We start from the raw sequence: 20,566 nt of genomic DNA on the forward strand, positions 1-20,566 counted from the left end.
CGGATGCTCCCGGACGTGCCCGCCGGATGCGAGGATGGAGCGCGCGTCGGCTCCCCGGCGCACGGAGCACCGCACGAGAGGCAGGGACGGGCATGGCCCACTACGTGATCGTCGGCGGCGGACGGGTGGGCACCCGGTTGGCGGCCGCGCTGGACGCGGCCGGTCACGGCGTCGCCCTCGTGGACCGCGACCCGCGGACCGTGGAGGGGCTGGCCCCCGGCTTCTCCGGCGAGCTCGTGGCCGGCGTGGGCTTCGACCGCTCCGCGCTGCTCGCCGCCGGCATCGACCGCGCGCAGGGCCTGGCGGCCGTGACCGCGGACGACAACACGAACATCATCGCCGCCCGCGTGGCCCGCGAGACCTTCCACGTGGACCACGTGGTGGCGCGCATCTACGACGCCGACCGGGCCCGGCTGTACCAGCGCCTCGGCATCCCCACGGTCGCCTCGATCCAGTGGACGGCCGACCAGGTGCTGCACCGGCTGCTGCCGGCCGGCACCGCCGACGCGGAGCACCGCGACGCCTCCGGCCGGCTGCTCGTGACCGAGCTGGTCCCCCACTCTTCGTGGTGGGGCCGTCGGCTGACCGACGTCGAGTCCACGGTGGGGATGCGCATCGCCTACCTCACCCGGCTCGGCGACGGCCAGCTGCCCCGGCCGGGCGACCGCCTGCAGGAGGGCGACGTGCTGCACGCCGTCTACCCGGTGGACCGCCGGGACCGGGTGGAGGCCGCCCTGCAGGGCGAGGCACGCGTGCCGGACGGCACGGACGAGGACGAGGAGGGACGGGCATGAGGGCCGTCATCGCCGGAGCCGGCGCCGTGGGCGCCTCCATCGCGCGGGAGCTGCACGCGCACGGCCACGAGGTGGTCGTCGTCGAGGCGCGCACGGACGCGGCCCGCAAGGCCGACGTCGGCGGCGCACGCCTCGTCCTCGGGGATGCGTGCGACCTGACCGTGCTCGAGCAGTGCGGCGCCCTGGAGGCGGACGTGCTCGTCGCGGCGACCGGCGACGACCGGGTCAACCTCGTGTGCTCCCTGCTGAGCCGCTCGGAGTTCGGCGTCGGCCGCACCGTGGCTCGCGTCAACAACCCGCTCAACGACTGGCTCTTCGACGAGTCGTGGGGCGTGGACGTGGCCGTGTCCACCCCCTCGATCATGACGGCGCTCGTGGAGGAGGCCGTGGAGACCGGGGACCTCGTGCGCCTGCTCAGGCTGGAGGCCGGCGGCGCGGCGCTGTCCGAGTTCCGGGTCCCGGCAAAGCACTGGCTCGAGGGCCGGCGCATCGGCACCGTGTCCTGGCCGCAGGAGGCTCCGCTCGTGGCGGTCGTGCGCGACGGCGCCCCCCGGCAGGCGTCGGCGGACGAGGTCCTGGAGGTGGGCGACGAGCTCTTCTTCCTGGCCGCCGGCTCCGCCGAGCCGGCCCTGCGTCGCCTCCTCGTCGGCGAGGGCCGCGCTCAGGGACGCTCGGAGGCGGCGGAGTCCGCCGGCACGCCGTCGTCCTGACCGGGCGAGCTGACGGACCAGGCGAGCCAGAGCCCCAGGGCATAGAGCGGCAGGCCCATCACCAGGCGGGCCACCCCGAGCGCGGTGACGGCGTCCCCGAGGTAGAGGGGCACCTGCACCGCCAGGCGCAGCGCGAACACGGCCACGAGGATCCAGGTGGCCGCGGCGTAGGCGCGGCGCCGACGCCGGTGGGCCCGCCAGCGGGTGCCCTCGGCGCGCACGAGGCCGAGCACCAGGCCCGCCGCGGGCCAGCCCACGAGGACGGACACCGCGAACGCGAGGCCGTAGGCGGCGTTGGTGACGAAGCCCCACAGGTAGTAGTCGCGGGCCTGGCCGGTGGTCAGGGAGACCACGACGGACAGGACGACGACGGCGAGGCCGGCCAGCACCTGGACCGGCGACTGGCGCTGGACGAGGCGCGCGACGCCCAGCACGAGTGCGACCGCGACGGCCGCCACGCCGGAGGGCCACACCTGCTGGGTGGCGACGTAGCCGACCATGTAGACGAGGGTGGGCAGGGAGGCCTCGACGATGCCGCGCCAGCCACCGACGCTGCCCAGCGCGTCGAGGCGGCCGCGCTCGTCCAGGCGGGCTCGAGACGGCAGGGGGCCGGCCCCGTCCGGGGCGGCGGTGACGGGGCCACGCGGCTCGGTCATGGGCTCTCCTCTCGGGGCCGTGCTCAGCGCGTGGCCTCGGGCGCGTCGACCAGGTCGAACTCGGGGTTGTGCAGGGTGGGCACGCCGTCCATCTGGGTGACGCGGCCGCGGACCGTCAGCCACTCCCCCGGCATGACACCGGGCACGCGGCGCCGCCCGTGCCAGACCAGCTGCAGCGTCTCCGCGGGCGCCATGCTCCCGGGCGCGGGCAGGCGGTCGGCCAAGACCGCGCGGAAGACGGTCGCCTCGTCCGCGCCGGGCAGTGTGACGGAGGCGATGACGCCGCGGCGCTCGATGCGGCCCGCGGCGCCGGTCGGGCGGGCTGCGACGGCGGGGCTCACCGGGTCTCCGTGATCTCCGGACCGCGCTCGGGCAGCGCGGTGGCCTCCGGTGCCGCGCCGTCCCCCGGGCCGGTGGCGGTGTCCGCGAGCACGTCCCGGCCCTCGTCCGGGGCCGGGCGGCGACGCTGCAGCGGGCGCGCGTTGGGAGGCGGACGCAGGGGCAGCAGCTCGCGCGGCGGGAGCGGCTCGTCGCCCCGCACCACGACCAGGTCGGAGAACACCTGTTCCAGCGGCTCGGCGGCCTCCGGCTGGAAGGCGGCCTCGCCGTGGAACACGCCGCGGACGAACCAGCGCGGACCGTCCACGCCCACGAACCGGGCGACGTTCCACCCCGGCGAGCCGTCCGGCAGCGCCGCCGGCACGCGCGTGAGGATCTCGATGCCGAAGCGGCCGGTCTGCTCCTGCACGGTCGCGTGGGCGGTGGTCGACAGGGAGTCGTGCAGCTCGGCGCGCAGGTCGTCCCACAGGCCCGTGCGGCGCGGGGCGCTGAACGCCTGGACCTGCAGCGCCGAGCGGCCGAGGCTGACGGTGGCGGCGACGATCCGCTTCGTCGCGTCCTCGACGTCGAGGCGCAGCTTCATGCCCTGGACCGCCCGCAGGCGCAGCGACCCCAGGTCGATCATGCCGGCGGGATCCGGGCGGGTGGCGACGTCGTGCGGACCGACGTCGGCTGCCTCCGGCGCGGCGGCGATCTCGAGGTCGCGCTCCTCCAGCAGCTCGGCCGGCAGGCTGACCTGCTCGTGGCGCACGGTGCGGTTGCGTCCGAAGATCACGACGTCCTCCCAGGGGTGTTGTCGGCGGTGAAGCCGCCGGTCGAGCCGAAGCCGCCGGCCCCGCGCTCGGAGTCGGGCAGCGCGTCCACGGGCTCGAAGCGGGCCCGCACGACCGGCTGCAGCACGAGCTGGGCGATCCGGTCGCCGCGGCGCAGCACGATCGGCTCCGTCGGGTCCAGGTTGATCAGGGGCACCTTGATCTCGCCGCGGTAGCCGGCGTCGATGGTGCCGGGGGCGTTGACGACGCTCAGGCCGTGGCGGACCGCGAGGCCCGAGCGGGGGTGCACGAACCCCGCGTGGCCCTCCGGGATGGCCAGCGCCACGCCGGTCGGCACGAGGGCGCGCTCTCCCGGGGCCAGGGTCACGTCGACGGCGGTGCGCAGGTCCGCGCCCGCGTCGCCCGGCTGCGCGTAGGCGGGCGGGGCCAGGCCCGGATCGAGGGCGTGCAGGGGCACGGGCAGCTCGGCGGAGTCGGTCACGAGGCCCGACCCTACACGAGCACCCGTCGGCCCGGGGCCGCGTCGAGGCGGCCGGGCGGGCGCCCTCGCCGGTGCCGCGCGGCGGGACCGGAGTCCGGATGTGGGAAGCTGGGACCCATGCGTGATCCCCAGCAGCACCCCGTCGCCGATGCCTCCCGCCGCGCCCCCGGGGGCGCCGCGGCGGGACCCGATCCGGTCCTGTTCGAGGAGCGGTTGACGCCCTCCCCGGGGGTCTGGGCCGTGGCGCTCATGCTGGCGGCGCTGACGATACTCGTGTTCGCGCCGATCGACCTCGGGGTGGGCATCGCGGCCGCCGTCGCGTTCTTCGCCGTCGAGGTCCTGATCCTGGTGGCCACCACCCCGCGCATCGTGGTGCGCGAACGCACCCTCCAGGTGGGCCGCGCCAGCATCGAACGGCACCACGTCGGTCAGGTCACGGGGTATCGCGGCGAGGACGCCCGGGCCCAGCGCGGCCCGCTGCTGCACGGGCTGGCCTTCGTGAACGTGCGCGGCTGGATCGCGCCCGTCGTGCGGATCCAGCTGACCGACGAGCGCGACCGCACACCCTACTGGCTGACCAGCACCCGGCGTCCGGAGGAGCTGGTCGCGGCCCTCGGCGGGACCATGGCCCGGCAGGAGGGGACGGCCGAGGGCCGCTGACCGCCCCGGCGGCGGGGGCTCAGCCCTCGCAGTCGGTGCAGTAGATCAGGCCGTTCTTCTCACGCGCGGCCTGCGAGCGATGGCGGACCAGGAAGCAGGAGGCGCAGGTGAACTCATCCGACTGGGCGGGCAGCACCCGCACCATCAGCTCTTCACCCGAGAGGTCGGCGCCGGGCAGCTCGAACCCCTCGGCGGCCTCCGCTTCGTCCTCGTCCACGACGGCGGACTGGGTGTCCGTGCGCCGTGCCTTCAGCTCCTCGATGGAGTTCTGGCTCAGCTCTTCCTCGTTCTTGCGAGGGGCGTCGTAGTCAGTGGCCATGGGGTTTCACGCTCCGCTGGTGGGGGACGGCACCGGGACCGGTGCCGGCACTGCGCGGGCGGCGTCGTGGGCGGACCACGCGTCACCGGCCTGCGCCGTTGCGCGTAGATTGTGCACCATGCCCGAACCCGTGCCAAATGTTGTCGGGCACGCTCGCCCAGGGCGGATTCGCGCGGGCGCTCGTCCCTCGCCCGGGCCGTGGTCTGCGGCACGGCGGCTAGGATCGGGGCATGCCCGGCCGGGCGTCCGCATGCCCGGTGACCAGAACACGATGTGGGAGGGACCACCGCCATGGCAGAGCTGCGACTGACCGGACCCACCGAGGACGGCGACGCGCTGCGCCTGTCGGGGCCCGAGGGCGAGGAGCACACGCTCCCCCTCTCCCCCTATCTGCGCCGGCTGGTCATCGAGGGCGCCGCGCCCGAGGACGGGCGACCGGCCGAGGACGGCCCCGCGGCCTGGCACGACATGACGGAGATGGACGTCCCCGGGGCGGACGACGAGGACGCCGAGGGACCGGTGGACGCGGCGACGCACGCCGACGATGCCGCGGCGGAGGACGAGCGGGCTCCCGAGGCGCCCTCCGGCCCGGCCCGGCCGGACGAGGACCTCGCGCTCACCCCGCGGATCGACCCGCGGCCCGTGGCCGACGACTCGACCGCGGACGGACCGACCCCGGCGCCGCTGACCGACCAGGAGTCCGTCAAGGCCGCCGCGACCCAGGAGGCCGTGCCCCTCACCCCCCGGGAGATCCAGCAGCGCATCCGTGCGGGCGCCTCCGTGGAGCAGGTGGCCCGGGAGAGCGGGAACGCGTTCTCGCGCATCCGCACCTACGGTCACCCCGTCTTGGCCGAGCGCGACTGGATCGCCCGGCAGGCCCGCGCCGTCGAGGTCTGGGTCGGCGGGCCCGACCTCTACTCGGACCTCGTCCAGGACGGCGGCCCCACCACGCTCGGCGAGCTCGCCGCGCACCGGCTCGCCGAGCTGGGCGTGGACGAGGCGAGCCTCGAGTGGGACGCGTGGCGCGAGGACCAGGCCGGCTGGACCGTGGCCGCCCGGTTCGCCGTGGCCGGTGCGAGGAGTCTGCCCACCCGCGAGGAGCCGCCGGCGCTCTGGACGTTCCGCCCGGCCGGACGCCACCTCGAACCCGAGAACGCCTGGGCCCGCGCCCTGTCCGAGGCGGAGGCCTGGGACCTGGTCCCCCGCGCCCCCGCGGCCGAACCGGTGACGGACGACGTGGACGCCGAGGACGCCGTGACCCCCGCGGGTGCGCACTCCCCGGCCGCCGACCGCGACGCCGATCTGCTGGAGATCCTGCGGGTGCGCCGGGGTCAGCGTGTGGGCGCGGACCTGGAGTCGGACGACGCGCTCGCGCACCTGATCGCTCGCGAGCACCAGGACCGGAGTCGGCGCGAGGCCGCCCAGGCGCCCGAGCGGCTCGCCCCGGTCGACGCCGAGGGGGCCCTGACGACCGCCGACGACGCCCCGGTCGTCGACGCGCCGGAACCGGCCGCCGAGACCGACCGCGCCGAGGACACTGCCGCAGACGTCGCGGACGCGGGTGTCGAGGACGAGGGGGCGGAGCCCGCGCCTCGCGAGCGTGCCGCGCGCCCTGCCATGCCGACCGTCACGCCGCGCCCCCGGGCCCGCTCGGCCGCTCGCCGCGCGTCCGTGCCCAGCTGGGACGAGATCGTCTTCGGCCGCAAGGGCGACTGACCCCGGCCCGGCCCCGGCCGCGGGGCGGGCTCAGCGGTGCCAGGTGAGCAGCGGGACCTCCCGCTCGGCGCGCGTGGGCGCGCCGTGCTGGCCCACCATCTCGAAGGCGTGCGGGGGCACCCGCCGGCCGTCGTAGAGGGCCAGATCCCCGTGCACGGCGACGAGCAGATCCCCGATGCGGGCACGGACCCGGTCCTCGACGACGGCGCCGAACCAGCCGGCGTCGACGGCCTCGTCCCGCGTGAGCACCCACGCGTGCGCCCCGTAGCGCTCGGCCCAGGCGCGCCGCACCCTCGCGCGCACGTCCGGACCCGCGTCGGACCGGAAGTGCAGCTGCACGAGGCGGGGCTCCCCCGCGGTGTGCGCGACCCCCTCGAGCAGCGCGGCGTCGGCGAGCTCCCCGGCCTCATCCAGGGCGGCGTAGTCCACGCGGCGCGACGGCGGCACGTCGACCATGCCGTGGTCGCCGGTGGCGAGCACCACCGTCCCGGCGGGCACGCGGTCCACCAGGCGCCGCACCGCCGCGTCGATCTCCTCGAGGGCGTGCAGCCACCGGTCCGAGCCCACGCCGTCCCGGTGGCCGGCCCTGTCCAGCTCGTTGACGTAGAAGTAGACGAGCGTGGGCACGCGGGCGTCCTTCAGCGCGCGTTCGGCGGCCTGGGCGCGGGCGATCAGGGTGCGACCGGCCACAAACCGGCCGCCGCGCAGCCCCGCCCGCGTCAGGGCCGAACGCTCGAAGGCGGGCAGCGAGACCGTGACGGCGTCCACGCCGGCCGCGGCGGCACGCTCGAACACGGTGGGCTTCGGCTGCCACCCCACCGGGTCGGTGGCCTCGTCCCAGCCGCCCAGCTGATTGATCACCACGTCCCGGTCCGGGTCGAGCACGTCGTAGCCGGCCACGCCGTGCTCCCCGACGTCCAGCCCGGTGCCCAGGCTCGTGAGGGAGGCGGCCGTCGTGGTGGGCACGGCCACCTCGAGGACGCGGCCGCCGTCGGCCATCGCCGAGCGCAGCGTGGGGGCGTGGCCGCCGAAGCGCTTCAGCAGGGACCGTCCGAGGCCGTCCACCAGGGCGACGACCACGCGGCGGCCCGCCGGGACCGCGAGCGCGTTCTCACAGCCCGGGACGCCGAGGGCGGCCGCGGCGGAGGTCAGGACGGAGCGCAGGGCACGGTCGGCGGGGACCACACCCGCGGGGAGGGCGGGCCCCGTCACGTGGTGGCCGCCAGGTGGGCGCGGCGCAGGGCCCGGGCGAAGGCCAGGGCGCCGTCGACGGCCCCCTGCCCGTCGGCGTCGGCGGCGACGCGGATCACGAGGTCCTCACGGGTGGCGGTGCCGGTGTAGCCGTGGTCGAGGTCGCACTGGGGGTCGGCGCAGCCGGCGGGCTGCAGGTCCAGGCGCTGGCCTCCGGCCCACATCAGCCCGAGGGTCATCTCGGCCACGGGGTCGGACGGCCGGAAGCGGGCGGGGTCGGCGTGGCCGGTGGTCAGGACCACGGAGCCGAGGGCGCGGACCGGGACCATCTCGGTGGAGACCTGGGCGAGGACCGCCTGGCCGGCCGGGTCGGCGGCGTGGTCGTCGAGATGGACGGCCAGCAGGGTGTCCCCGGCGAGCACGAGGGCCGTGATGTGCCGGTGGATCTCCTCGTAGTCGAAGTGCGTGTCCACGTGGACGAGGTGCGCGTCCGGGGTGCGGCCCTCGAGCTCGACGGCGATGGCGTGCGCCACGAGGTCCGGGTAGAAGCCGGCGCGGACGAGCGAGGCGTCGAGGCCGCCGCTGCCGTCCAGGGTGCGGGCCTCGCGCTGCCGTCCCTCGGCCTCGGGGGTGCCGGAGCGGTGGTCGGGACGGCCGGGCTCGTGACTCCTGCGGAACGGGCTCATGTCCCCCATGCTACGGGTCCGGTGCCGGGCTGTCCGGGCCCGCTGTGGACGGTCCGGTCAGCGGCCGCGCAGCGCGCGTCGGGCCGAGTCGGTGCGGCGGGCCGCGTTGGCGACGTGCACCTCGGCCTGCAGGACCGTCACGCGCTCGGGGGCGGCCAGCACGGGTGCGAAGCGCAGGCGGGCGACCTGCGGCAGGTCGTCCTTGAGGACGCTGACGCGGCCCACGAGGTCCTCGAGCGCGGCGAGGTCGACGGGGGGCACCCCGCCGGTGCCGCGCAGCTTCACGGCGGCGCGGGGGGCGCGGACCATGCGGGCCACGTCCCGGTCCGTGAGCGGAGGCACGCGGTGCACCCAGTCCCCCAGCAGGTCCGTGGCGTCGCCGGCGATGCCGAAGGAGACCACGGGGCCCAGCAGCGGGTCCTCGAGCGCCGTGAGCATGCAGGCCTGCCCGGCGGGGGCCATGGCCTGGACCTCGAGCTCGCGCACGCCGAACGGCGCGAGCAGACGGCGCATGTGCTCGACGTTGCGGCGCAGGGAGTCGGCGTCCACCACGTTCAGGCGGACGCCGCCCAGGTCGAGACGGTGCCGCAGGTGGGGGTCCACGGCCTTGAGGGCCACGGGGAAGCCGAGCCGCTCGGCGGCCGCCACGGCCTCCTCGGCGGTCTCGAACCGGACCGAGGGCAGCACGGTGATCCCGTAGTGGCCCAGCAGCGTCTCGGTCTCCTCGTCGGAGAGCCGGACGAGTTCGGTGCCCTCGGCGCGCGCGGCGGCCGCCTCCACGAGCTCCTCGGCCTCATGCGGGTGCAGGCCGGTCGGCTCGAGCGGCTCGCCGACCTCCTGGTGGCGCCAGTGGACGTAGTCCGCGAGCGCGCCGAGCACGGCCATGGCCTGCTGCGGCGACGGGTAGAAGGGCAGGCCGGGCTGCAGGGAGCCAGGCTCGGCGTCGTCGTCCACAGGCCCGGCCGCGCCGAGCGTGGCCCCCCGGTAGCGCGGGGAGACGACGTCGGTCAGGCAGCCGAGCACGGGGATGCGGGCCTCCCGGGTCGCGTCGGCGAGGGCGTGGGCCAGCCGTTCCGGCTCGTCGTCGGCCTGGTGCAGGCCGAGGCGGGCCAGCACCACGACGGCGTCGGCCTGCTCGTGGCAGACGGCGTCCCGGACGGCGGAGACCAGCGTGTCGGCGGGCGGGGCGATGCCCTGCTCGCTGCCGACGAGGCCGACGGTGGCCGTGACCTCGAGCCCGGCCTCGGCCGCGGCGTCGCGGCCCAGCCGGTCCAGGGCGAGCGAGTCGGCCACGAGGACGACGCGGTGGCCCGTGGGCAGCGGCTGGCTGGCCACGGCCATGAGGATGTCGAGCATGGCCTCGTGCGTGTGGGCCTCGAGCACGCCGGTCTGGTCGAGCATCGAGTCCACGGTGCCCTCGGGGGCCTGGGTGGTGCGGGTCTCGTGGCCCGGGGGCAGGAAGCGCCCGGTGACGTCGGAACGGACCACCACGACGGGCTTGGTGCGGGAGAGCCGCCGGGCGATGCGGGAGAACTTGCGCGGGTTGCCGAACGACTCGAGGTACACGCCGACGGCGGCGGTGTGGGGGTCCGCCTCGAAGAACTGCATGGCGTCGTTGCCCGAGACGTCCGCACGGTTGCCGGCGCTGATCGAGGTGGAGATCCCCACCCCGCGGCGCTTGACGCCGGCGGAGACCATGGCGCCGACGGCGCCGGACTGGCTGAACAGGCTGACGGGGCCGCGCTGGGCCAGGCCCGGTGACGGGGAGGCATTGAGGCGGATCGCGGGGTCCGTGCGGACCAGACCGGTGGAGGCCGGGCCGATCACGCGCATGCCGTGGGCACGAGCGAGGGAGACCAGGCGGCGCTGGGCCTCGAGTCCCTCGGCGCCGGCGTCGGCGTAGCCCGAGGTGAGGACCACGAGCCCCTGGGCCCCGGCCGCGGCGGCCTCGGGGATGAGGGCCTCGACCTCGTCGGCGGGCACGGCGACGACGACGAGGTCGACCGGCTCGCCGATGTCGGCCAGGGAGCGGTGGGCGGTGAGGCCCTGAACGTCCTCGGCGGCGCGGTTCACGGCGTGGACGGTGCCCGTGAAGCCCGCCTCGAGGACGTGGCGCAGCACGAGCGAGCCGACGGCCTGCGGATCGCGGGAGGCGCCGACCACGGCCACGGAGGCGGGCTCGACCAGTTCGGCGACGCTGCGGGACTCGGCCCGGTGCTCGCGGGACTCGACGACGGCGCGCCACCGGGCGGTGGGATCGATGGGGAACTCGACGGCCACGACGCCGTCCTCGAACCGGCGGGTCACCTCGAAGCCAGACTCCTGGAACACCGAGAGCATCTTGCGGTTCTCGGGCAGGACCTCGGCGGTGAAGCGGCGGATGCCGTTCTCGCGGGCGGCCGCGGCCAGGTGCTCCATGAGGATGGAGCCCAGTCCGCGGCCCTGCGCGGCGTCGGAGATGTTGAAGGCGACCTCCGCGGCGTCGGAGTCCCCGTACCGGTCGTAGCGGCCCACGCCGAGCAGGCGGCCGCCGCGGGTGATCACGAACGCCACCCGGTCCCGGTGGTCCACGTGGGTGAACCGGTCCAGGTCCTTGGCGCTCAGCTCGGACTTGTACGTGAAGTAGCGCAGGTAGATGGAGTTCTCGGACTGCCCGGCATGCATGCGCTGCAGCTCGGCGGCGTCCTCGGGCGAGATGGGCCGCAGGTGGGCCGTGGCGCCGTCACGGAGCACCACATCGGCCTCCCAATGGGAGGGATATCCGCGGTCGGCTTCAGTCTCACCCATAGGATCACTGTAGACAATCCCCGACGCCGTGAGGACTCCCCGACCACCATGATGGCCCGTTCATCCCGTTCCCGCCCCGCCGAGCAGGACGCCCCGCGCCCGCTGCCGCTGGAGCAGGAGAACATCGTCGACGTCGACGTCTCCGAGGAGATGGAGGCGTCCTTCCTCGAGTACGCCTACTCGGTGATCTACTCGCGCGCCCTGCCGGACGCCCGCGACGGCCTCAAGCCGGTGCAGCGGCGCATCCTCTACATGATGTCCCGCATGGGCCTGCGCCCGGACCGCGGCCACGTGAAGTCCGCCCGTGTGGTGGGCGAGGTGATGGGCAAGCTGCACCCCCACGGCGACGCGGCGATCTACGACGCGATGGTCCGCCTCGCCCAGCCGTTCTCCCTGCGCCTGCCCGTGGTGGACGGGCACGGCAACTTCGGCTCGCTCGACGACGGCCCCGCGGCTCCGCGCTACACGGAGGCCCGCATGGCCCCGGCCGCCCTGGCGCTCACCGCGGACCTCGACGAGGGCACCGTGGACTTCGTCCCCAACTACGACAACCAGCTTCAGCAGCCGGCCGTGCTGCCCGCCGCCTACCCCAACCTGCTCGTCAACGGCACCACCGGCATCGCCGTCGGCATGGCCACGAACATGGCTCCGCACAACCTGCGCGAGGTCGTGGCGGGCGCGCGCCACCTGCTCGCGGACCCCGAGGCGGACCTCGAGGCGATCATGGCCCACATCCCCGGCCCCGACCTGCCCTCGGGCGGCCGGATCGTGGGGCTCGACGGCGTCCGCGACGCCTACGCGACCGGCCGCGGCACGTTCCGCATGCGGGCCGCCGTCGACGTGGAGCAGGTCACCGCTCGCCGCACCGGCCTGATCGTCACCGAGCTTCCGTACGGCGTCGGCCCCGAGAAGGTCATCGAGCGGATCAAGGCCGGCGTCGACGCGAAGAAGCTCAGCGGCATCGCCGACGTCGTGGACCTGACGGACCGCAAGAACGGGCTGCGCCTGCAGATCGAGCTCAAGTCCGGGTTCAACCCCCAGGCCGTGCTCGCCGCCCTCTACCGGCACACGCCGCTCGAGGAGACCTTCGGCATCAACAACGTCGCCCTCGTGGACGGCCAGCCGCAGACCCTGGGCCTGCTGCCGCTGCTGCGCGTCTACGTGGACCACCGCCTCGACGTGGTCCGCCGCCGCACCGCCCACCGGCTGCAGCGCCGCCAGGACCGCCTCCACCTCGTGGAGGGCCTGCTGCTCGCCCTCGTGGACATCGACGAGGTCATCGAGATCATCCGCTCCTCGGACGACACGGCCGCCGCGCGCACCCGGCTGATGGGGGTCTTCGACCTCACCCAGGTGCAGGCGGACCACATCCTCGAGCTGCGCCTGCGCCAGCTCACGAAGTTCTCCCGGATCGAGCTCGAGGCCGAGCGGGACGAGCTGCAGGCCGCCATCGCCGAGCTCGAGGCGATCCTCGGCTCGGAGGCGCGCCTGCGCGAGGTGGTCTCCGCCGAGCTGCAGGCCGTGGCCGACGAGTTCGGCGACGACCGCCGCACCGTCCTGCTCGAGGCCGAGACCGTGGCCGCCCCCGCCGCCTCGAACGCCGGCGGGCCCACCCCCGCCGGGGCCGCCCAGGCCGGGGCGGACCTCATGGTCCCGGACACCGCCTGCTGGGCCGTGCTCACCACCTCCGGGCGCCTGCTGCGCACCGCCGACCGCACCCCGATCGCCTCGCAGGGGCGGCGCCGCAAGCACGACGCCTTCGCCTCCGTGGTGGCGACGACGGCCCGCGGCGAGATCGGCGCCCTCACCTCCACGGGCGCGCTGCACCGGATCCAGGCCGTGGACCTGCCCGCCGCGCCCGAGCCCTCCGCGGCCCCGGCGATGACCGGGTCCGTCCCCGCCAAGGAGCTGGTGCCCCTCGGCAAGGGCGAGAGCCTCGTGGCGCTCGTGCCCCTGGACGCCGTGATCGCCCTCGGCACCGCCCAGGGCGTGGTCAAGCGGGTGCGCCCCGAGTGGCCGCTGAACCGCGAGGTGGCGGAGGCGATCGCCCTCAAGGACGGCGACGCGGTGGTCGGCGCCGCCCCCGCCGTGGACGACGAGGACCAGCTGGTCTTCCTCACCCGCGCCGGGCAGCTGCTGCGCTACGCCGCGTCCGCGGTCCGCCCCCAGGGTCCGGCCGCCGGCGGCGTGGCCGGCCTGCGGGTGGCCGCCGACGACGCGGTCCTCGCCTTCGGCGTGGCCCCCGCCGCCTCCCTCACCGGCCCCGGCGACGACGCCGCCGCCCACCCGCGCCCCGCCGTCGTGGTGACGGTGACGGACGGCGAGGGCGACCTGCTCGGCTCCGCCGGCGGCTCCGTGAAGGTCACGCCCCTGGGCGAGTACCCGGCCAAGGGGCGCGGCACCGGCGGCGTGCGCGCGCACCGGCTGCTCAAGGGCGAGACGTCCCTCGTGCTCGGCTGGGTGGGCGCCGGCCCCGCGCTGGCCGCCTCGAAGGCCGGCGTGGCCCGGGCGCTGCCGGTCGAGTACGGGCGCCGCGACGGCTCGGGCGTGCCCGTGGACCAGCGCATCGAGGCCGTCGGCGCCGGGGCCTCCCCCGAGCTGCTCAGCGCGCCGCCGGTCGCGGACGACCCCGTGACGGTCTCGGCGGACTGACGCCCAGGCGCAGCCGCACGTCGGCCTCCGCGGCCAGGCGCTCGTCGTGGGTGACCACCACGGCGATCCGCCCGGCCAGGGCCGCGCGCAGGTCCGCCATCAGGGCCAGGGCCTCGTCCTGGCCCACGTGCGCGGTGGGCTCGTCCAGGAGCACGACGTCGGCCCGGGCCACGAGGGCGCGCGCCACGGCCAGGCGCTGGCGCTGGCCTCCCGAGAGCACGCGGCCGCCGGCGCCCACGGGCGTGTCCAGCCCCTCCGGGGCCGCCGCCAGCCAGGGGCCGAGGCCGACGCGCCCGAGCACCGCGGTGAGCTCCGCGTCGTCCGGGGCGTCCTCGGGATCCCGGGCGAGCGCCAGGTTGCCGCGCAGGCTGGAGTCGAACAGGAGCGCGTCCTGCGGCGTCCACGCCACGCGCGCCAGCGCCGCCGCGTCCGCGGGTGCCTCGACGCGGCGCCCGTCCGCCTCGGTGCGCAGCAGGTAGGCGCCCTCGGCCAGCGGCTGGAACCCCAGCAGCACGGCCAGCAGGGTGGACTTGCCCGCGCCGGAGGGCCCGGTGACGACGGCGGTCTGCCCCGGCTCGACGCACAGGTCGACGCCGCTCCAGAGCGGCGCGTCCGCGCCCTCGAAGCGGACGGCCGCGCCGCGCAGGGCCAGGCCCGTGACGCGCACGGGCGCCGCCGGCTCCGGGTCGGCGGACATCGGGGCGGACGTCGGGTCGGGCGTGGCCGAGGCCCGGCCCGGGTCCGCGGCGTCCGGGACCGCGGTGCCGGGCTCGTCCTCGCCCATCAGGTCGGCCGCGGCGCGCGCCTGGGACGCCAGGGTGCCCAGCTCCTGGGCGGACTGGGCGAGGGCCCCGTAGGGCTCCGCCCAGGACAGGACGAGCAGCACCGCGAAGGCGGCGACGGCCGCGGCGGTGCCGGTCTGGGTGGCCGTCAGGGCCACGGCCAGCGCGGTGCCCCCGGAGACGAGGACCGCCAGCGCCCGGCCGGCGCCCGCGGCCCACGCGGCCCGGCGCTGGGGCGCCTGCAGGGCGGCGTCCGCCTCCGCGAGCCGGTCGGCGGCCGCCCGGGCCCGGCCGAGGCCGTGCAGGTCCGGGGCGGCGGCGAGCACGGCCGCGACCCGGTCCAGCAGCCCGGCGCGGTGGCGCACGGCCGCCTGGGTCTGGCGCCGGTCGAGCGCCGCGACGACGACGGGGATCGCCACGAGCCCCAGGGCGCCGGGTACGAGGGCGGCCGCGGCCAGCTCCGGGGCCAGCAGGGCCACGGCTCCGGCGCTCACGAGCCACGCGAGCACGGCCGCCGGCACGGGCACCATCACGCGCGGCGCGGCGTCCCGCAGGGCGTCCACGTCCGCGACGAGCACGGACAGCGCCCCGTCGGCGCGGCTCAGGCGCCCCCACAGGGCGGGCCGGCGACCCAGGGCGTCCCACAGCCGCAGCCGCAGCCGGGAGGCCCAGCCGAGGACGGCGTCGTGGGTGGCCAGCCGGTCCAGGTAGCGGAACACCGCGCGGGACAGGCCGAAGGCGCGGACCAGCACGATCACGGAGAGCAGGTACAGCACGGGCGGCCGCCCCGCCGCGGTGACGATGAGCCAGCCCGACAGCCCCGCGAGCAGCGCCGCGGACAGGTGCGTCCCCGTGGCCCACGCGACGCCGGCCCACAGCCGGCCCGAGCGCCACGGCAGGATCCGCAGGGCGGCGCGCGTCCGGGCGCGGCGCGCGGCCGCCGGGGACGGCGCGGTGGAGGTCGCGGAGGCGGGGACGGGCTCCGCCTCGACCGGCGAGGCGACCGCGGCCGGCGAGGCGGGCTCCGGGCCGGCGGGCGCGGCGGCCTCGGGATCCGCGGGGCCGTCGGCCGCGCCCGGGGCCAGGGGCGTGCCCTGCGCGTCGACGAGGGCGTCCGCGGCGCGCTGCAGCGCCGGGTCGTGGGAGGCGGCCACCACGATGCACGGCGGCAGGGCCAGGCCGGGCACGCCCGCGCGGGCGAGCGCGACGACGCCGGCGCGCACGGCGGCCGCAGCGGCGTCGTCCAGGTGGGCGGTGGGCTCGTCCAGGAGGACGAGCCAGGGGCGCCGGTCCGCGCCGGCGGTGCTCAGCCGCGCCAGCGCCCGGGCCAGGGCGACGCGCCGCAGCTCGCCGGGGCTGAGCTCCACGGGCCGCCGGTGCGCCGCGCCGTCCAGGGCGACGGCGGCGAGCACGGCGGCGCGCTCGGAGTCCGCGAGCGCCCGGCCGGCCGCGGCGTCGAGCTCCTCGCCCACCGTGGGCTCGAGGAGGCGCGGATGCTGGCCGACCCACACGGTGCGGTCCGGGTCCACGCCGCTCACGCTCCCCTGCACGCGGGCGTCCGTGGTGCGCAGCAGTCCCGCGAGCAGGTGCAGGAGGGTGGACTTGCCGGTGCCGGAGGCCGAGCCGAGCACGGTGAGCGTGCCCGGCGCCGCGCGCAGGTCCACGCCCTGCAGGACGCGCCGGTCCCCGAAGGCCACGCCGACGTCCTCGAGGTGCACCGCGCCGGGCGGGGCCGCCGCGGGGCCGGCCGCGCGCGCCGGTGCGGCGGTGGGGTCCGCGAGCGCGTCCCGGGCCGCCTCGGGCACGGGCGCCCGCGCGGCGGCGCGGGCCCGGCCCTCGGCCTCGCGGCCGTCCTCGGAGGCGTGGTACGCGCTGCCGACGTCGCGCAGGGGCAGGTACACCTCGGCGGCCAGCACGAGGACCACGAGCCCGGCGCCGAGGTCCATCTGCCCGTAGACGAGGCGCAGGCCGATGAACACGGCCATCACGGCCACGGAGAGCGAGGCGATCAGCTCGAGGGCCATGCCGGAGACGAACGCGGTGCGCAGGGTGCCCAGAGTGGCGGCGTGGTACCGCTGCGAGGCCCGCTCGAGGGCGCGGCGCTGGACGCCGGCCCGGCGCAGCCCCACGAGCACGGGCAGTCCGCGGGCGAGCTCCACGAGGTGGCCGGAGAGGCGGTCCAGCCCGTCCTGGGCGGCGTCGATCCGCTCCTGCGTGTGCCGGCCGATGAGGACCATGAAGAAGGGCACGAGCGGGACGGTCAGCAGCACCACGAGGGCGGAGAGCGGGTCCCGGGTGAGGATCCAGGCGCCGAGGACCGGGGGCACGACGGCGGCGGAGGCCAGGGCCGGCAGGACCTCGGTGTAGTAGTCGTCCAGGCCCTGCAGGCCGTGTGTGACCAGCACGGCGTCCGCGCCCGAGCGGGGGCGCGAGCCGTCCGCGGAGGCCAGGCGGTGGGCCACGAGGTCGCGGCGCACGCCCACCTGCACGCCGAGCGCGGCGCGACGGCCCCACACCCGCTGGCCGGCGTCGGCCAGGGCGCGCAGCCCCACGCCGGCGGCGCCGAGCGCGAGGGCCCCGGCGAACGACGACGCCGCACCGACCGGCCCGACGGGCGCGGGCGGGAGGAAGAGCATCTCGAAGAGCTGGGCCGTGCCCTCGGGGTCGAGCGTGCCGGCCATGCGGGTCAGCAGGCGGGCGAGCGACTCGGCGAGCAGGATCCAGCCCGCGGCCCGCAGCGCGGCGAGCCCGAGCATCGCCGCGACGGCGCGGCGCGCGGCCGGGCTCAGGTCGGGGCCGCGGCGGCGCCGGGGGCCGTCGTCGTGCCCGCGGCCGGGCCCACGGGGCGCGCCGTCGTCGGTCACACCGGCTCCACGGCGTGGGGCTCGGGGATGTGGGTCTCGCGCACGCGACGGCGGAACACCCAGTAGGACCACGCGGAGTAGGCCAGCACGATCGGCACGAAGACGAGGCTGACCACGGCCATGATGCCCAGCGTGTACGGGCCGGAGGCCGCGATCTCGGCGGTGAGGTCGAAGGCCGGGTCCACGGTGGAGGGCTGCAGCACGGGGAACTGGACGATCATGACGGCGCTCCAGGCCGCCACGAGGAACAGCGTCAGGCCGGCCAGGGCGAGGCCCTCCCGGCCTCGGCGGGCGGCCACGACGGACCCGGCCGCGGCCGCGACGCCGGCGGCCAGCAGCGCCCACGTCCAGGGGCGGTCGCCACGCAGCAGCACGGCACCGGCCCACACGAGCAGCGGGGCGAGGGCCACCGGGGTCCAGCGCGAGAGGAAGCGGGCGGCCGCCTGCCGCGGGGCGCCGTCGGTCTTGAGCCCGATGAACGCCCACGCCTGGGCGATGGAGAAGCCGACCACGGCCAGCCCGCCCAGCACGGCCCAGCCGTTGAGCCACGCGAAGGGCCCGCCCACGCGGTCGCCGTTGGCGTCGATGGGCAGCCCGGTGGTGGTCAGGGCCAGGAAGGCGCCCACGACGAAGGCGGCCGTGAAGGAGCCCAGGGCCAGGCACCAGGTCCACACCGCCCGCGTGCGGTCCGTGCGCGCCTTGCCGCGGTACTCGATGGAGACCGCCCGCAGGATCAGGGCGAGCAGGAGCAGCAGCATGGGCAGGTACAGCGTGGAGAGCAGGGAGGCGTACCAGAACGGGAACGCCGCGAACATCGCGCCGATCGCCGTGATGAGCCAGACCTCGTTGCCCTCCCACACGGGGCCGATCACGTTCAGCAGCACCCGGCGGCGCCGCTCGTCGCGGGCCCAGGCCTGCATGAGCATGCCCGCGCCGAGGTCGAACCCTTCCAGGGCCAGGTAGCCGAGCCAGAGCACGGCGATGATCACGTACCAGAAGACGGGCAGGGCCTCGGCCATTCTCGTTCGGTCCTCTCAGCTGCGGGGGTCAGTAGGCGAACGCGAGCACGTCGTCGCGGTCGTGGCGGTCCTCGTCGGGGTCCCGGTGCTCGTCCGCCGTGAGCTCCGGCATGCCGGCGGGCACGCCGCCGCGCACGTAGCGCACCATCAGCACCACCTCGACGACGAGCAGCACGGCGTAGATCCCCACGAGCACGATCAGGGAGGCGAGCACCTCCTGGGCGCTCACGCCCGGGGAGACCGCGGCGGCCGTGAACATGTACACCTCGTCGACGCCCATGGCGGGGTTCGGGTAGACCACGAAGGGCTGCCGGCCCATCTCGGTGAACACCCAGCCGGCCACGTTCGCCGCAAAGGGGGCGCCGATGGAGGCGACGGCGGTGGCCGTCCAGCCCCGCGAGTCGGGGACCGTGCCGCGGCGGGTCATCCAGAGGGTGAGCGCCCCGGCCAGCGCGCCGAGGCCGCCGAAGGTGATCATGAGGCGGAACCCCCAGTAGGTGACCTCCATGAGCGGCTGGTAGTCGATGGGCGCTCCGGCGCGCTCGCCGTACAGCGGGTCGTCCGGCAGGTGCGTGCCGTAGCGCTCCTCGAAGTCCGGCAGCAGGGAGTTCAGGCCGGGCACGGGGGTGGTGAAGTCCTCGTAGGCGAGGTAGGAGAGCAGCCCGGGCAGCTCGATCACCGTGGTGACGTCGGTGCAGGTGGTGCGGTCGCCCGCGCCCAGGTCGCCCAGGGTGAGGACGGAGAAGGCGGTGCCGTCGTGGCACGCGGCCTCGGCGGAGGCCATCTTCGTGGGCTGGAACTCGATCATCTGCTGCGCCTGGGCGTGCCCGGTGAAGGCGGTGCCGAGGAAGCCGACGATCGCCACCGCGGCGCCGGCGCGCAGGGAGGTGATCCACACGCGGTGGTCCAGGCGGTCGCGGGCCTTGGAGCCCGTGGTGCCGACGACGACGCGCCCGTGCTCATCCACGGTGTCGATCCCGTCCCGCCGGCGCTTCCACAGGTGGTACCAGGAGATGCCGAGCAGGAAGCCTCCGGCGACGGCCCAGGAGCCGGCGATGGTGTGGGGGAAGTGCGTGAGGACGATGGGGTTGGCCAGCACCGCACCGATGTCGTTCAGCACGGGCCGCCCGTCGACCACCTCGTAGCCCACCGGATGCTGCATGAAGGCGTTCGCGGTCATGATGAAGTACGCGGACAGGTGGGCCCCGATCACGGCGCACCAGATGGCCGCCAGGTGCAGGCGGCGGGGCACCCGGCCCCAGCCGAAGATCCACACGCCCAGGAACACGGACTCCAGGAAGAAGGCGATGAGCGCCTCCAGGGCCAGCGGGGCCCCGAAGACGTCGCCCACGAACCGGGAGTACTCGGACCAGGCCATGCCGAACTGGAACTCCTGCACGATGCCCGTGGCCACGCCCATGATGAAGTTGATCAGGAAGAGCTTGCCCCAGAACTTCGTCATGCGCAGGTACTGCTCCCGGCCGGTGCGCACCCAGAGGGTCTGCATGACGGCGACCACCAGGCCGAGGCCGATGGTCAGGGGCACCATGAGGAAGTGGTAGACGGTCGTGATGCCGAACTGCCACCGGGCGAGGTCGAGGGGATCCACGGACGGCTCCTGAGACGAGGCGGGCTCCGGCGGGGACGGGCCGGAGGGTCCCGTCCACTCTAGCCACTTTTTCTACACGTTGTAGAAAACGACCGACGGCGACGGGCCTCGCCGGCTCCCCTGGCCTAGGATCGGGGGGCACGCACCGGTGAGACGAAGGAGGACCCATGACCCGCGCCCGCCTCGAAGGCGCCGTGATGGACCTCCTCTGGGACCACGCCGAGGGCCTCACGGCCGCCGAGGTCCGCACCCTCCTGCACCGCGAGGGCGCCCCGCCCGCCCTGACCACCGTCCACACGGCCCTCACCCGGCTGGCGGCCAAGGGCCGCGTGCGCCCCGCCGAGGGTGGCCGCCCCCGCCGCTTCCGCGCCGCCGTGACCCGGGAGGCCCACACGGCGGAGCTGCTGCGGGACCTCCTCGGCTCCGCCCCAGACCGGGAGGCCGTCCTGGCCGCCTTCGTGGGCGGCATCTCGGAGACCGACTCCGCCGCCCTGCGCCGCCTGCTGGACTGACCCGGACGCAGAGGCA

General features: G+C 76.2%; 17 protein-coding genes. 6 read left to right on the top strand and 11 right to left on the bottom strand.

All coding sequences use genetic code 11. The annotated features are described in order from the left end of the window. Window positions 1-92: 92 nt before the first annotated feature. On the top strand, window positions 93-794 hold the full coding sequence (locus tag B1A86_RS06480; protein WP_078025849.1) for a TrkA family potassium uptake protein: 702 nt from the start codon (window positions 93-95) through the stop codon (window positions 792-794). Then, the gene (locus tag B1A86_RS06485) at window positions 791-1,504 is read left to right on the top strand and encodes a TrkA family potassium uptake protein (RefSeq protein WP_020625080.1); all 714 of its coding nucleotides are present in this window, start codon (window positions 791-793) and stop codon (window positions 1,502-1,504) included. Before B1A86_RS06480 ends, B1A86_RS06485 begins: the two co-directional genes overlap by 4 nt. On the opposite strand, the gene B1A86_RS06490 is transcribed toward B1A86_RS06485, so the two are convergent. Genes B1A86_RS06490 through dut form a run of 4 tightly spaced genes read right to left on the bottom strand, consistent with a single transcriptional unit; the run spans window position 1,456 to window position 3,753 of the window. Continuing rightward, window positions 1,456-2,160: a DUF3159 domain-containing protein gene (locus B1A86_RS06490; RefSeq protein WP_020625079.1), complete on the bottom strand. Its 705-nt coding sequence runs from the start codon at window positions 2,158-2,160 to the stop codon at window positions 1,456-1,458. The two genes, B1A86_RS06485 and B1A86_RS06490, sit on opposite strands and share 49 nt — an antisense overlap. Before the next feature lie 23 nt (window positions 2,161-2,183). Further along, entirely contained in the window at window positions 2,184-2,501 is a 318-nt protein-coding gene (locus B1A86_RS06495; protein ID WP_020625078.1) for an OB-fold nucleic acid binding domain-containing protein, read from the bottom strand. Next, window positions 2,498-3,274 (bottom strand): DUF3710 domain-containing protein, encoded by a 777-nt coding sequence (locus B1A86_RS06500; RefSeq protein WP_020625077.1) that lies wholly within the window; start codon window positions 3,272-3,274, stop codon window positions 2,498-2,500. Before B1A86_RS06500 ends, B1A86_RS06495 begins: the two co-directional genes overlap by 4 nt. Beyond that, window positions 3,271-3,753, bottom strand: coding sequence for a dUTP diphosphatase (gene dut, locus B1A86_RS06505; protein ID WP_020625076.1), 483 nt, complete (start codon window positions 3,751-3,753; stop codon window positions 3,271-3,273). Before dut ends, B1A86_RS06500 begins: the two co-directional genes overlap by 4 nt. A 117-nt stretch (window positions 3,754-3,870) precedes the next feature. Here dut and B1A86_RS06510 point away from each other — a divergent pair, with 117 nt between their 5' ends. Continuing rightward, entirely contained in the window at window positions 3,871-4,413 is a 543-nt protein-coding gene (locus B1A86_RS06510) for a DUF3093 domain-containing protein (protein WP_020625075.1), read from the top strand. A 19-nt stretch (window positions 4,414-4,432) separates the two neighbouring features. Here the strand turns inward: B1A86_RS06510 and B1A86_RS06515 are convergent, their stop codons facing one another. Continuing rightward, complete coding sequence (locus B1A86_RS06515) at window positions 4,433-4,732, bottom strand: DUF4193 domain-containing protein (protein ID WP_002858157.1); 300 nt, start codon at window positions 4,730-4,732, stop codon at window positions 4,433-4,435. Window positions 4,733-5,023: 291 nt separating this feature from the next. On the opposite strand from B1A86_RS06515, the gene sepH reads away from it, so the two are divergent. After that, on the top strand, window positions 5,024-6,448 hold the full coding sequence (sepH, locus tag B1A86_RS06520) for a septation protein SepH (RefSeq protein WP_020625074.1): 1,425 nt from the start codon (window positions 5,024-5,026) through the stop codon (window positions 6,446-6,448). Window positions 6,449-6,478: 30 nt separating this feature from the next. Here the strand turns inward: sepH and B1A86_RS06525 are convergent, their stop codons facing one another. From B1A86_RS06525 to B1A86_RS06535, 3 genes are read right to left on the bottom strand one after another with little or no spacing between them, the layout of a single operon-like run. Beyond that, complete coding sequence (locus B1A86_RS06525; protein WP_036314120.1) at window positions 6,479-7,660, bottom strand: alkaline phosphatase family protein; 1,182 nt, start codon at window positions 7,658-7,660, stop codon at window positions 6,479-6,481. Further along, window positions 7,657-8,325 carry a DUF5998 family protein gene (locus B1A86_RS06530; RefSeq protein ID WP_036314118.1) on the bottom strand — a complete coding sequence of 223 codons (669 nt, stop codon included), beginning with the start codon at window positions 8,323-8,325 and terminating at the stop codon, window positions 7,657-7,659. The genes B1A86_RS06525 and B1A86_RS06530 overlap by 4 nt, the downstream gene beginning before the upstream one ends. A 57-nt stretch (window positions 8,326-8,382) precedes the next feature. Further along, on the bottom strand, window positions 8,383-11,112 hold the full coding sequence (locus tag B1A86_RS06535; RefSeq protein WP_036314116.1) for a GNAT family N-acetyltransferase: 2,730 nt from the start codon (window positions 11,110-11,112) through the stop codon (window positions 8,383-8,385). A gap of 48 nt (window positions 11,113-11,160) precedes the next feature. Between B1A86_RS06535 and B1A86_RS06540 the strand changes: the two genes are divergently transcribed. Then, window positions 11,161-13,764 (top strand): DNA topoisomerase (ATP-hydrolyzing) subunit A, encoded by a 2,604-nt coding sequence (locus B1A86_RS06540; RefSeq protein ID WP_078025848.1) that lies wholly within the window; start codon window positions 11,161-11,163, stop codon window positions 13,762-13,764. On the opposite strand, the gene cydC is transcribed toward B1A86_RS06540, so the two are convergent. The 3 genes from cydC to B1A86_RS06555 are packed head-to-tail and all read right to left on the bottom strand — an operon-like array spanning window position 13,715 to window position 20,038. Next, window positions 13,715-17,410, bottom strand: a complete 3,696-nt coding sequence (cydC, locus tag B1A86_RS06545) for a thiol reductant ABC exporter subunit CydC (RefSeq protein ID WP_246836810.1) — start codon at window positions 17,408-17,410, stop codon at window positions 13,715-13,717. The genes B1A86_RS06540 and cydC overlap by 50 nt on opposite strands. Further along, entirely contained in the window at window positions 17,407-18,429 is a 1,023-nt protein-coding gene (gene cydB, locus B1A86_RS06550) for a cytochrome d ubiquinol oxidase subunit II (RefSeq protein WP_078025846.1), read from the bottom strand. Before cydB ends, cydC begins: the two co-directional genes overlap by 4 nt. A gap of 28 nt (window positions 18,430-18,457) precedes the next feature. Next, window positions 18,458-20,038 (bottom strand): cytochrome ubiquinol oxidase subunit I, encoded by a 1,581-nt coding sequence (locus B1A86_RS06555; protein WP_095347518.1) that lies wholly within the window; start codon window positions 20,036-20,038, stop codon window positions 18,458-18,460. Between the two features lie 167 nt (window positions 20,039-20,205). Between B1A86_RS06555 and B1A86_RS06560 the strand changes: the two genes are divergently transcribed. Continuing rightward, entirely contained in the window at window positions 20,206-20,550 is a 345-nt protein-coding gene (locus B1A86_RS06560; protein WP_017489455.1) for a BlaI/MecI/CopY family transcriptional regulator, read from the top strand. Window positions 20,551-20,566 lie beyond the last annotated feature (16 nt).

The organism is Micrococcus sp. KBS0714 (genome assembly GCF_002008305.4).
Taxonomy (GTDB): Bacteria; Actinomycetota; Actinomycetes; order Actinomycetales; family Micrococcaceae; genus Micrococcus; species Micrococcus luteus.